Origin of the sequence: Flavobacterium collinsii, assembly GCF_946903285.1 — a bacterium.
Classification (GTDB): domain Bacteria; phylum Bacteroidota; class Bacteroidia; order Flavobacteriales; family Flavobacteriaceae; genus Flavobacterium; species Flavobacterium collinsii.
This window is the reverse complement of the sequence record NZ_OX336425.1, coordinates 179,316-192,333: the sequence shown is the minus strand read 5'-3', so window position 1 is coordinate 192,333 and position 13,018 is coordinate 179,316. Positions and strand designations below refer to the sequence as shown.

General features: G+C 35.8%; 8 protein-coding genes and 1 tRNA gene. 3 read left to right on the top strand and 6 right to left on the bottom strand.

Annotated features, from left to right (window positions below; translation table 11 throughout):
• The 3 genes from OGZ34_RS00900 to OGZ34_RS00890 all read right to left on the bottom strand — a co-directional run bounded on the left by OGZ34_RS00900 (nt 1) and on the right by OGZ34_RS00890 (nt 4,749).
• Nucleotides 1-768: a ParA family protein gene (locus tag OGZ34_RS00900; protein ID WP_173964366.1), complete on the bottom strand. Its 768-nt coding sequence runs from the start codon at nt 766-768 to the stop codon at nt 1-3.
• A gap of 236 nt (nt 769-1,004) precedes the next feature.
• Complete coding sequence (locus OGZ34_RS00895; RefSeq protein ID WP_263361880.1) at nt 1,005-2,237, bottom strand: hypothetical protein; 1,233 nt, start codon at nt 2,235-2,237, stop codon at nt 1,005-1,007.
• Nucleotides 2,224-4,749, bottom strand: coding sequence for a DUF2339 domain-containing protein (locus OGZ34_RS00890; RefSeq protein WP_263361879.1), 2,526 nt, complete (start codon nt 4,747-4,749; stop codon nt 2,224-2,226). The genes OGZ34_RS00895 and OGZ34_RS00890 overlap by 14 nt, the downstream gene beginning before the upstream one ends.
• A gap of 201 nt (nt 4,750-4,950) precedes the next feature.
• On the opposite strand from OGZ34_RS00890, the gene OGZ34_RS00885 reads away from it, so the two are divergent.
• Both OGZ34_RS00885 and OGZ34_RS00880 read left to right on the top strand, forming a co-directional pair.
• A tRNA-Pro gene (locus tag OGZ34_RS00885) sits at nt 4,951-5,025 on the top strand.
• A 1,137-nt stretch (nt 5,026-6,162) separates the two neighbouring features.
• Nucleotides 6,163-7,851, top strand: a complete 1,689-nt coding sequence (locus tag OGZ34_RS00880; RefSeq protein ID WP_263361878.1) for a T9SS type A sorting domain-containing protein — start codon at nt 6,163-6,165, stop codon at nt 7,849-7,851.
• A gap of 145 nt (nt 7,852-7,996) precedes the next feature.
• Here OGZ34_RS00880 and OGZ34_RS00875 read toward each other — a convergent pair whose 3' ends face one another.
• Complete coding sequence (locus tag OGZ34_RS00875; protein WP_263361877.1) at nt 7,997-9,886, bottom strand: carboxylesterase family protein; 1,890 nt, start codon at nt 9,884-9,886, stop codon at nt 7,997-7,999.
• Between the two features lie 350 nt (nt 9,887-10,236).
• On the opposite strand from OGZ34_RS00875, the gene trxB reads away from it, so the two are divergent.
• The gene (gene trxB, locus OGZ34_RS00870; RefSeq protein WP_173964361.1) at nt 10,237-11,184 is read left to right on the top strand and encodes a thioredoxin-disulfide reductase; all 948 of its coding nucleotides are present in this window, start codon (nt 10,237-10,239) and stop codon (nt 11,182-11,184) included.
• A 141-nt stretch (nt 11,185-11,325) separates the two neighbouring features.
• Here trxB and OGZ34_RS00865 read toward each other — a convergent pair whose 3' ends face one another.
• A complete protein-coding gene (locus tag OGZ34_RS00865; RefSeq protein WP_263361876.1) occupies nt 11,326-12,195 on the bottom strand; it encodes a DUF2807 domain-containing protein in 870 nt (289 codons plus the stop codon).
• Between the two features lie 89 nt (nt 12,196-12,284).
• Nucleotides 12,285-13,016 carry a head GIN domain-containing protein gene (locus tag OGZ34_RS00860; RefSeq protein ID WP_263361875.1) on the bottom strand — a complete coding sequence of 244 codons (732 nt, stop codon included), beginning with the start codon at nt 13,014-13,016 and terminating at the stop codon, nt 12,285-12,287.
• Nucleotides 13,017-13,018: the final 2 nt, after the last annotated feature.

Here is a 13,018-nt window from a genome sequence, read left to right as displayed (position 1 = left end):
CTATTTGCTGTTTTTCTTTATAATCTCCTGAGCTAAATTGATGTAATTAACTGCTCCTTTGCTGGTTGCGTCATAATTAATGATGCTTTCTCCAAAACTTGGTGCTTCGCTTAATTTCACATTTCGCTGAATAACGGTGTCAAAAACCATATCGTTAAAGTGCTTTTGAACCTCTTCTACAACCTGGTTAGACAAACGTAATCTCGAATCGTACATGGTTAGTAACAATCCTTCGATGTCAAGATCCGGGTTGTGTATTTTTTGAATACTTTTTATTGTGTTCAATAATTTCCCTAATCCCTCAAGTGCAAAATATTCACATTGAATTGGGATAACTACTGAGTCAGCCGCTGTTAAAGCATTCAGGGTTAATAAACCAAGAGAAGGTGCGCAGTCAATAATGATATAATCATATTCGTCTCTTACACTTTCCAATGCTTTTTTAAGCATGTACTCTCTGTTTTCTTTATCAACCAATTCGATTTCGATGGCAACAAGGTCAATGTGTGCAGGTATCACATCAACATTTGGAGCTGTACATTTTAAAACGGCTTCTTTTGGTGTTATACTGTGTTCCAGGATTTGATAAGTTCCGGCTTCAACTGACTCTACATCAATCCCAAGGCCAGATGTAGCATTGGCTTGTGGATCGGCATCGATCAATAATACTTTCTTTTCTAAAACACCTAATGAGGCTGCAAGATTTACAGATGTAGTAGTCTTTCCAACGCCTCCTTTTTGATTAGCAATCGCAATGATTTTGCCCATTTATTTTCTGAATTTTGAACCGTAAAAATACAATTATTTATGGTTTCTGAAAATCTATTTTGTTAACATTTAAGAAACTTCGGCTAATCGTTGTATGGTGCGTGTTTTCTGGAATTTATTTTGAGGATAATGAAAAATCAGGAACGAAATTTCGCTCTATTTTTTGCTTTCTTTTAGTTGAAAAAGAACAGAATTCTACTTTAGTCAGAAAAATAGAATTAAAAATCGAGAAAAGTTTACTGCCCATTTTTCTTTTTCAAATCTTTTACAAGGCTTGTTGTGAAAAATAAAATGGTTGCACCTCCTAACAAAATGCACAGCCACATAAACCAGGATTGTTGCCAGAAAGATTTGTTTTGTGTTTGATTTTTTACTGTCGCTTTTTGCTGAATAGCGTAAACAAAGGTTTGTGGTAAGTTTGAGGCAATATTGTTTTTAAAAGCAGACAAATCATAGTCCGGAGCAGTCATGGATTTGTTTCCGGTTTTAAGAATATAATTTTCGTTTAAGTTAAGTTCGGCAACCATCGAAACCGGGTTTTGACTAAATTTTACTTTTAAAATTGATAGTGGGGGATTGTCGTTGTTTTCTATTTTTATAAAAAGCTCTTTTTCGAATATTTCTGAGATCGCAAAAGTGTTTTTTACATTTGAATTTAATTCGAATGTCGCGATTTCTTCTTCTGTTTCTGTTGATTTTCTTTTTAACTGTCTTTTTCCTTTTTTGTATAAAACAGCTTTACGGCTGTAATAAGTAGGTTTTGTAATTTCAAATGAAATTTGGTTGATGATTTGCGGGGCATCAAAAAGGACGCGAATTTGTGTTTCTTTCTTCGAATGATTTTCTGTTACAGTTGATTTGCCGGAAGTGATTTCCTGTAAAGATCTTTGGTGAGTCTGGTTGGTGAAATTACCGGCTTTTAAGATGTTAACGGGGAGCGTTTTTTGATCGTCAAAATCAATTTTTAAGTAACGGTAGGTGTTTAATGGATATGTAATAGTTTTAATAACGCTGGTTTCTGACGCACTGCTTAGCTCATCTAAAATTTGAGCATTGGAGATTCCGAACCATTCTTTTTGATCGTCACTTCCGGAAACCGTATATCTTTTTTCGACATCAGAATTTGCAATAAAAAGTGAGATCTGATTGTGGTTTTTATCAGACGGAATTGCAATAATTACTGAGGTGTGCTTTTTTGGAGTAGCTGTTTTTGAGGTAATTGTGTACTCTTCAAAAGTGTTTATCGTATTGTTTTTAGGAGTCTGGATAAAATACGGAACCTCATTTCCTTTTGAGTCAAATAATCTTATGTCACTAAGATCTTGTTTGGAATAAGATCTTATTTCGGGAGACAAAACAATTTCATGAAAACCTTTCTCTGAAATGGGTTTTATTTTTCCGGTAGTTTGATATTGCCCAAAAGAAAGGTTTGCAAAAAATAGGAGTAAGATAAATTTATTTAGTTTCATTGTTGTCTTTTGGCTTGTTTTCGTCAATAACTAAGACTTTGATTTTTTGATATACAAAGGAGATAATTAAAATTAATATTCCCAGGAGGATAAAGGATATAATTTTTCCGGTTTCGGAAATGTTGCTAATATCGTATAGGAATAATTTTAAAATGGTTAATCCAAGCAAAGATAAAGCGATAATTCGTAAAGATTTTTGTTGTTTTTTGATTCCGATGATTAAAAATAGAAAGGCAAGGATTCCCCAAAGAATAGGAAAGCCGGTTTTGATTATTTTAATACTGGCCACATGAATAGAGTCTCCAGCCATTAATTCACGCAGATAAGGCAAATTAGATTTGTATTCTGTATAGATACTTGTTTGTAAGTCATGAGGAGTTACGGGAGAGTTCATTATAATAAGGCCATGCAACATCACTTCTAAGCTGGTAATATACAAGATAAAAAAAGCGGCGCCCCAGATGAGATATGGGCTCTGAAGAAAAGTGAAATTTACTTTTTTGTAAATCTGAAACAATTGATAACCAAAGTAAATGGTGATAAGCAGCGAAATATAATGAAGATAAAAAGCAATGGATGTTCCAACACCCGAAGTAATAATATCTCGGTGTTCTAAAAACGGATAATTGGAAAACCAGAATGTGAATAAAACTATATTTGACAGGGCTATTAACAAGGCGCCCTGATATCCTGTTGCCGTTTTTCTCCCGATTAGAAATGAGGTATATAATGCAGAGAACAGTAAGTGATATAAAATTGGGAGTGCAATCGAACTGTAAAGGTTTTCGATATAATGATTAGATTGATAAATGACTTCAAATAAACCGGTAAAATAACCTATTCCAACAGCCGCGGCAGCGAGGAATTTCTTGTACGTTTTCGGATTGAAAGTGATACTGAAGAGGGTTGAATCTTCGGTTTCATTTTTTAACAAATACCAAATTGCAGACAAAGAAGCTACAGCAAAAACACCGGTTATAAAAATTGGGTTTATGACAATACTTAAAGGAAGATCGCTATTGTAGTAATGATTCCAATCCATGATCAGACTAAAAATCATTAAGATGTGAACAATTACAGCGCCAAATCGATAGCTCGTTATTTTTGATTTTTGTGCCAGCCACAATAATAAAACGGCTTCGGTAGCCCAAAATAGTGTGATATAATTTCCTTCAAACTGAATAGGAATGGCTAATGTTACAAAAGTCAGGGTTAGTCCGATAAGCAGATAAGCAGCTTTCTTGTCGAGTTCAAATTTCTTGTATAAGAACCAGGCATAGATTAAATTTAAGAGCGCTAAAGCCGTGGTGAACAAACCTTTTAATTCAGCATGATAATTGGTTAAAATGGTCATTCCGGCTGCATAGAACAAAAACGTGTTGCTCGCCAGAATAGTAAGCTGGGTTTTTGAAAACTCTCCTTTTGATCTGATATTGTTAATGATGTTCATTAAAATGAAGATAAAGTAGAAGAGGAATCCAAACAGGAAGCCTCCGGCGTAATGCGGCTTGTCAGAATTTAAATCCTTCGATAACCAAGCTGCGAATAAGAGAACCGTAAAGATATAAGAGAGAATATTAACCAGATTCCATTTTTTATAAGAGGCAATAGCTAAAATTCCGATGTTTAAAATCGCAATATAGGTAAAAAGAACAACGTAGTTTCCTGCACCGGTACTCACCATAAAAGGAACTGCAAATCCTCCAATAAGAGAAAGTACTGCTAATTCGATTCTGTCGTACGATAACGAAATTAAGGCGCTAAAAGCGGTAATGATTACCATGATGCTAAAAGCAACCGTTTGATTGAACAGGTGATAATCGTGAAAAGCAATTCCGATGGTGAAATAAAAGATGGCAATGGCACCTGCAACAATAACAGAGCTGAATGCAGCATAGTTTTTACGCAATTTATGCGCAATTCCCATAACTAATGCTCCGCATAAAACACCGATTCCAACACGTGCGGGTTCATTAATCCAGTCTTTGTCGATCGCATATTTTACAAAATAGCTTATTCCTAAAACCAGAATCAAGATTCCAATTTTATTGATTAAGTTCTCTCCGATAAATTTTTCCAGATCCGGATTTTTTTCTTTGAAATTCTCCCAAAATGATTTTTCAGGTACTGCAGGAGCAATCTGTTGCGGAGTTATTTTCTCAGGTACTGGAGCAGGTTGTAATGCTGTCGGAGAAAGGGGCTTTTCAGGTTCCGAATTCTTAATTTCTTCTGTTGGTGTTACAATAGAAATTTTTTCCTCGACAACTTCGGGCTTAACAGGTTCAGGAATATTTTGATTCGATTGTTCCGGTATTGTTCTGAAATCTTCTTTTTTAACAACAGGAATTGGAGCAACCGAAATATTTTCGGTTGTTTTTTCTGCTGTTTTTAATAAATCAATTTTTTTACTGAGTTTTTGAATATCATCTTCAAGATGATCAAAACGACCTTTTATGGTATTAAGGATATAGAACAAAAAGCAAAATAACAGGGCTAAAAGAAAACCTTCCATTTGGAAATGAGTTTAATATTATGATATTGTAAATATAATAACATTTTGATACGATGAGGGCTTTTTGGCTTTTTTCGTATTAATTTAGTAAAAAGCATTCGTCTTTTGAAGCCTTGGTTTTGTTTGGAAAATAAAAAATGCTTTTAATTTTTGAAATTGTTTTGGATAAGTAAAAAATAGTTCTATCTTTGCACCCGCTTACGGGGTGTAGCGTAGCCCGGTTATCGCGCCTGCTTTGGGAGCAGGAGGCCGCAGGTTCGAATCCTGCCACCCCGACAAAAGTCTTTTCATTTTTTGAAAAGACTTTTTTTTTGCTTTATGAAGAAGCCTGCAAAAGCATTGATTAAGGATCGGGTTGGGGAGTTGTGGAGTGATAAAAATAGTATTCTCTTTACCGTAGATTATTTTAGGAATGAAAGTGGCAGCCTTTTGCAATCTTTTAAAGATCTGCATTTTCCTAAAATTTCTTAATTGTAAAAATAATAATTTACAGCTTACCCCATAATAGATAAGTATTTGGAATCTGTTGCTCTGAAAGAGCCTTAGCAGTAACATGGTACGAAGTGCTATGAATAATGGTGTGCACTTCTTTAAGCCCTGTAAGGGCGAAAGCATAACCCAAAAAGCACATGTCTTAATTTTATGATATTTCCGAAAGGTGACAACTTTTAATCAAGATCTTATGCTTTATTTATAACTGCTTATGCCTCTTCTGGGCAATATGATTCATTATCTTACTTTATAGTGCGTTGCACTATTTTTATGCTTTTGGGCTTTCAGCCTTTTTTAAACATTTCAAATATTTATACAGAAAGAGAACACTAATTGTAAAATCAGCGGTAATAAAATGATCTCTTAAATGAAGATCTGAAATCGTTAATAGATGGAATAACTCTTATCAGCCTTCAATATTTTGTATTGATCCTTGATTACGTCATATTAGCTTTTAAAACCTCCTCCGGTTTAAAAAAGATGAAGTCTTTAATAAAAGGTACATACCATCCTATTTATTTTTCGACGAAAGGGACTTCTGGAAATAACCTCACAAAAAAAAGCAGATAATGTAAATTCATTATTGACGATAATTGTCTTGTGGAGTAAAGTCAACTTGCCTCACATCTCCGTTGGTTCCTTTTTTACAAATAAACAGTCCAAAATAGCTGGTACTCTATTTTTTTTATTTCTCATTTATTTGAGTAAATCATCCAGTTATTACATGAATACTCCAGTTATTACACCTATTGCGCCATTTATTGAATTGCGCATGTGTCTTGTTTTTTTACACGTTACTTTGCTTCGGGATAGAATGATTTATACTTTGATGAATAAGGTTGCAGTACTATCAAAAGTTTCAAAAATAACCTTGACGAAGTTTGGAGTTGTAATTTAAAAACTTAAAAAAAATAATTTGATATGAATAGTACTTTTACTTTCTTGTTTTCGAAAAAGCCTTTTTTGGTTTATGTGATCGCTTTTTTATCAATTTTTCAAATGGTGGATGCTCAGACAGTGCCTACTATAGAAGCTTCCAATCTTACTTTTACCAATACCACATCAACCGGAACGACATTGAACTGGACCAATGGGAATGGAGAGGGGAGAATTGTATTTATGCGTGAAGGTGTAGGTTCCGTTCCCGTGCCGGATAATATTTATCTTAAAGATGATACAGTCTTTGGTGTTGGCGATCAGATAGGTACAACAGGCTGGTATACTATTTTTAAAACTAATCAAAATAATAAGGTAGTAATAACCGGTTTGAGCCCGGGAAAGACGTATCAGGCAATCGTGTTGGAGTTTAACGGTTTACCACATTATCCTTCTTATTTGACTACTACAAGCGCAGGTAATCCTGCAACAGTTACTACGCTGAGCAATGTGGCTACTTTGAGTAATTTGAGTCTGAGTGCGGGAGTGCTTACTCCAGTTTTTTCTTCGGAAACGACAGATTATGTAGCCAATGTACCTAATGAAGCTAGTAGTATAACGGTAACACCAGTTACAACCGAAACCCATGCAATGGTAAAAGTAAATAGGGTAGCAGTGGTCAGTGGAAATCCTTCGCAAGTGATTGGTAATTTCGAAGTAGATAATCCAGAGGCTAATTCTAGCCGTATTACAATAGAAGTTACAGCTCAGGATGGTACGGTAAAAACCTATATCATAAAAGTTCGCAGACTTATGCCGGCTCCAACGATTCAGACTACAGGGCTTGCTTTTACCAATACAACCGCGACCGGTACTACATTGAGCTGGACCAATGGGAATGGAAGCGGAAGAACGGTATTTATGCGTGAAGGTGTAGAGGCGGGTTCTGTTCCGGTACCGGATAATATTTATTTTGCAGAGAATAAGGTTTTTGGTTTAGGCGATCAGATCCGTACAACAGGCTGGTATACTATTGTTAAGTTTAATAATCAAAATACGGTACAGATAACCGGTTTGACTCCGGGAAAGACCTATCAGGCGATGGTAAAGGAGTTTAATGGATGGCCGGGATATCCATCCTTTTTAACCGTAACAGCTGCGGGTAATCCGGCAACAGTCACCGCGCTGAGCAATGTTGCTACATTGAGTAATGTGAGTCTGAGTACAGGAACTTTAGATCCGGTTTTCTCCTTCGGAACTATGGCTTATACGGCCAAAGTGCCTAACGGAGCCAGCAGTATAACTGTAACGCCGGTCACTACTGATAGTCATGCAACGATAAAAGTAAATGGGGTAGCGGTGACCAGTGGAAATCCTTCACAAAAAATAGATTTGGTCTCTGGAACCAGTACCGTTATTACGATAGAAGTTACATCTCAGGATGGTACAGCAAAAACGTATACCATTACAACCGAAAAAAGTTTGGGAGTGATCAGTAATAAGATCGAAGGTTTTGTAGTCTATCCCAATCCTGTACAACAAGGAAAGGTATATATAGAAACTAAATCGACTGCTATGAAGGATGTAAAAATATTTGATATGTCGGGGAGAATGGTTTTTTTTGTTTCAACTACAAATAGAGAAGTAAATATGGAGAGCTTACAAAAAGGAGTCTATATCCTCAAAGTAAGACAGGATGGAGCGGAATCAAACGAGAAACTTATTATAGAATAAGATTTATTATAGAATAAGATTTGGTCTAATTTTTTTAGGATTGTTTTTTTGGACTTTGTTTAGGTTGAATGATTGTTATTCGATAAGAATCTTAAAATATGTACCGGGGGATATGTTTTTTTGGGTGTTATTTAAATCAGGATGTTTATTTTTCGGTGATTTTGGTCAACCACTCAAAATAAATTTTATTTGTTTCGTCATCAGGGTATTCGTGGGTTTTGCCATCCATTATTCTTTCGGTTACAACAATTCCATTCGATTTAAGTTTACGTATTAATTCTTCTGCTTTGGCAACCGGTAGAGCACCGTCTTTTCTTCCATGGTAAACAAAGACAGGGATTTTTGAAAAAGGAGCAAGAAATTGGTCTTCTAAAAAACTCGGATGTCCGGAACCCAGCCACTCATTTGCCAAATCCGGATGGCCTGCAAATACAGCCACCCCTTTGTAAAGCTCAGGGTGCTGATAATAGGTTCGCAAGGCACCGTAACCACCCATAGAAAATCCTGCGATAACCATTTTACTTTTGTCGACTGGAAAATGATCCATTACATCTTCTATGGCTTCCATAATATCTTTTTGTGAGCTGTCGGAATCGTAACAGTTGTACATGTCTCTGGCAAACGGAGCAACTTCAATAAAATCACCACCGCTTCTGGCCTGATTCAGCACTCCTTGTTCGTCCTGCCCACTGCCATGGAGAAATACCAGAAGAGGGTATTTTTTTGTGGGGGAGTAGTCTTGGGGCAGCTTTATGGTATAAGGTTGGAAGCTGTTATCGTATTTTGATTTAAATGCCCTTCTGTAAGGCTTTGTAATTCCTTTATAGGGATCGTTTCCTTTTAAAAAAGAATGTAATTCTGCCTCAAAAAGGAAGTATTTGTCCAATATTTTCTTTCCGGTTTCATAAGGTTTTAATTGGTGCAGCTGCTTCTCAACCTCATTTGCTTTGAATAATAAGGTATTTACGGTTCCGTACTCTAAGCGATATTGATTTTGTATAATTTGCGAACGGATGCTGTCAAAATCAAATTTAGGAAAAACAACGAAATCATATTGTCCGATGGTATCGTTGCCTGAGCGGCTAAAAAAATGATAAAGACCTGCTTTTAAAATACTGTATTTAAGGGAAGTAAGTTTGTGCTGTGTTTTGTTTTTAAGACTACAGTCGATTTTTGTATCCAGAATTATTTTTGAAGAATCGTTTCGAATAGTGATTTGAACTGGCCGAATTTCAGTTGTTTTTGATAGCGTCATCAAATCTACGGGCAAAGAATCATGAACACGGATGTTTCTTCTGGTGAGCTTAGCAATCAAAACGGATTTATTGATCCTTTTTGGTTTTTCAAAAACGAATGGAATGAAGTTTCTTTTCGGAATTTCCTCATCCCAAATTCCCTCATCTTTAACAACCGAATAACCAGTAGCAGCATCGTTTGCAATTGCTTTCGCAAAATAGAGGTTGTATCCCAATTGCTCTGAAAACCAGGGATGATAGGGATCGACATCTTTCCAGGCTAATAAAACTTCAAAACCGCACTTCCCATTATAAACTATTTCCTCAAAACGGGTTTCGGTACTTAGCTTTTTTCCATGGCTTTGATTTCTATTGTAGTCCCAGATTCTTTTTCTTGCCCAGTATTTTTTGTCCTTTGAAGGCGAAAATGCAATATCATAGTATTCGTCAGTGAGGGAGTTCTTTTGGGGTTTTGCAAGCAGTAATTTGAATCCGTCACCATTAATAAATCCTCTGTCCCGATAGGTAATACTATCAGCTGGAGTCTCAATATACAAATAGAGATGCGTTGGAGTATAGGCTATTAGGTAAGTGATCTTAGCACGACTCGCAGCCGGATTGTCGAACGGAAAGAAATGATTAAATTCCTTTTGCTCAAAATGTATCAGTTTACGATCCAGTTTTCCGTCAATGACAGGAGTGAAATCTAAAAAGCGAATTTTGTCTGATTGTGAGGACTGTCCAGATACAATCTGGATCATACACCATACGAAGTACAAAAAATAACCCTTTGTTTTCATATTGATATCTAGTGTTTTGTTTTCGAACAATCGATCAGTAGTCATGTCAAATATAACTAAAAATCAAATTCAGATTTTAAAAGTGGCGGGTTCTTTTGGTTGTAGAGGAGGTCTCAAGGGGGTAAAAGCGCTGAAATAACAGGAATTTTAAACAGAAATTGGTCTGTTGTTCTGAGTGAAGTTTAAATGATCTTATCGATTAATTATAAAGAGAAAGAGAGAAAAGATTTTTAAATTCTTTACAGTATTAAATTCTCTATTTGAGAATAGTTAAAACTAATTAAATGAATTCTTATTTCCGACAATAAAAACTTATTTTTGTGACCATTAATTAATAATACAATCATATTATGTCAGATACAATCGAAAAAATTAAATGCCTAATTATTGGTTCCGGCCCAGCGGGTTACACTGCTGCTATTTATGCTGCCAGAGCAAATATGAATCCAGTTTTATATCAGGGAATGCAACCAGGTGGTCAATTGACTACTACAAATGAAGTAGAAAATTTTCCGGGTTATGTTGATGGTGTTACAGGACCGGAGATGATGATTCAATTACAAGAACAAGCAAAACGTTTTGGTTCTGATATTCGTGATGGATGGGCTACTAAAGTTGATTTTTCAGGAGATATTCATAAAGTTTGGATTAACGATACAATCGAGTTACACTGTGAAACCGTTATTATTTCTACAGGAGCTTCGGCTAAATATTTAGGCTTGCCATCAGAGCAGCATTATTTGCAAATGGGAGGCGGAGTTTCGGCTTGTGCTGTTTGTGACGGGTTTTTCTACCGTAATCAGGAAGTTGTTATTGTTGGGGCAGGAGATTCGGCTTGTGAGGAAGCACATTACTTGTCTAAACTTTGTAAAAAAGTAACGATGTTGGTAAGAAGTGAAAAATTCAGAGCTTCAAAAATCATGGAAGAGCGCGTTCGCAAAACCGAAAACATCGAGATTTTAATGAATCACGATACTGTTGAAGTTTTAGGAGACGATAGCGTTGTACATGCTATAAAAGCAAAAAACAAAACTACTGGCGAAATTTTTGACATTCCAGCAACCGGATTTTTCGTTGCTATTGGTCATAAACCAAATACAGATATTTTTGCAGATTACATCACACTTGATGAAACCGGCTATATCGTAAATGTTCCGGGAACTTCTAAAACAAATGTAGAAGGTGTTTTCGTAGCCGGAGATGCTGCAGATCATGTATACCGTCAGGCAATTACTGCTGCGGGTACCGGATGTATGGCTGCTCTGGATGCAGAGAGATATCTTGCTGCTAAGGAGTAAAGGTTCTAAGGGGCTGAGGTTCTGAGGTTCTAAGTTTTAGATGCAAAGGAACAAAGGAACAAAGGAACAAAGGTTCTCCATAAAAAAATCCATTCGTGTAGCGAATGGATTTTTTTATGGAGATAATCTATAATCTATAATCTACCCCTGCAATGGCGTAGCTGCTTTAGCTTTTACCGGACTTGGTTTCTTTATCAGTTTGGCTTCCTCGCTAAAACGGGTCAGTTCGATCTTTGGGTTACCAAATAAAGAGATTTCTGATTTGTCTCCGGCTGCAATTGCCAGCGTGTTTTCAGCTAATATAGTTGCAACAGAAGAACCTTCGGTGGTAATATTGGCTTCTTTTAAAGTAAATTTAATTCCTGTAAAAACAGAGTTATTGTCTAAACGGATAGTTGCTTTTTCGGCAATACCTTCAATAGCGGCCGTTGTTTTTTGGTATAAATCACATTTAAATTTTATAGCAGAAACTAATGTTTTAATCGAAGAATTTTTGCTTAGCTGTAAAGCAGCATCTTCGGCTTTTAAGTTCAGTTCAGTTTTAGATTTATCATCTGCAAACAAACTGAATTTTTTAGAGTTTACGTTTAGTAATAATTTGGCGTAATCAAAGCTGTGGAAAGTGATATCATCTAACTGAAGCTCCTGAATCGCATAAATTACAGCCTCATTTTTAGCGATTGCCGTTTTTAATGAACTTGTATAGATAACGTGAACAACCAGTTTTTTGAAAATAGTACTCTCTTTGGTGGTGTACAGGCGAAGCACTTTTTCTCTTAAATCCATTCCAATGATCTCGTGCAGGTTGTCATCGGCTTCGATTCTAATTTCGTTTTTCTCACCTCGTTCCAGGTATACTTCTAAATTGTCATCAGCTTCAATGCCATCAAATGCACCAACTTCTTTTACGGAGGTAGTTACAATTTTAGAACCTTTTATTTTTTCCCTTCGTTGAGCAAAAGTTAAAGTAGTAATCAATAATAATAGGAGTAAGGCTGTATTTTTTTTCATTAATTCTAAGATTTGATTTTGACAAATATAAAAAAATCATCCACTTTCGATGAATGATTTTTTTATATTTAACAGATAAATAAGGTTTATTACCTACTAATCGTTCCTCCTGAACTTGAAGTTTTTTCAATTGTTTTTGGAGTGATGTCATAATTGATAGATCCGCCGCTGCTAGCTGAAGCTTTCAGGTTTACAATTGGGTGAACATTTATACTTCCTCCGCTCGAGGCTTCAGCATGAATATCATTTGCGAATAATTTATGAGCATTGATGCTACCGCCGCTTGAAGCTGAGACCTGCATTTTTAATGCTTTTCCTTCCAGTCCAATAGAGCTTCCGCTGTCTGAATCGCAAGTAATGTTATCCGATTCGATATTTACATCTAATGTTGAAGCACTTGAGGCTTCTAGATTAATATCCTGACCCTGAATCAGACCTTTGCTCATAATAGTGGCAGCACTTGAAGACTCTAATTTGTCAATTACAGGCATTCTTACGGTTACTTTTTTCTTGGTAATATCACGAAAAGAGCCTTGTTTACATTTAACATATAAAGTTCCATTCTCTACTTTTGTTGTGATTTCCTGTTGAATGTTATCATCTGCCTCAACAACAATTTCTGTAGAATCAGATTGGATAATAATCAGATCGATTGCATTACTAACTGATACTTTTGTAAAATTGCCCTGAACAATTCTTTTTTCAGTAGTAACATTTCCGCTTCCTTTAATAGTATTCACATTAAAGTTACAAGAGGCAAACAATAATGCAGTAACTGCTGCAATAATGAATTTTGTAATATGAATGATTATTTTTATCATGG

Bases quoted from the DNA above. Each gene is read 5' to 3' on its own strand.
- OGZ34_RS00900 (WP_173964366.1), bottom strand. From the start codon at position 768: ATGGGCAAAATCATTGCGATTGCTAATCAAAAAGGAGGCGTTGGAAAG.
- OGZ34_RS00895 (WP_263361880.1), bottom strand. From the start codon at position 2,237: ATGAAACTAAATAAATTTATCTTACTCCTATTTTTTGCAAACCTTTCT.
- OGZ34_RS00890 (WP_263361879.1), bottom strand. From the start codon at position 4,749: ATGGAAGGTTTTCTTTTAGCCCTGTTATTTTGCTTTTTGTTCTATATC.
- OGZ34_RS00880 (WP_263361878.1), top strand. From the start codon at position 6,163: ATGAATAGTACTTTTACTTTCTTGTTTTCGAAAAAGCCTTTTTTGGTT.
- OGZ34_RS00875 (WP_263361877.1), bottom strand. From the start codon at position 9,886: ATGAAAACAAAGGGTTATTTTTTGTACTTCGTATGGTGTATGATCCAG.
- trxB (WP_173964361.1), top strand. From the start codon at position 10,237: ATGTCAGATACAATCGAAAAAATTAAATGCCTAATTATTGGTTCCGGC.
- OGZ34_RS00865 (WP_263361876.1), bottom strand. From the start codon at position 12,195: ATGAAAAAAAATACAGCCTTACTCCTATTATTATTGATTACTACTTTA.
- OGZ34_RS00860 (WP_263361875.1), bottom strand. From the start codon at position 13,016: ATGATAAAAATAATCATTCATATTACAAAATTCATTATTGCAGCAGTT.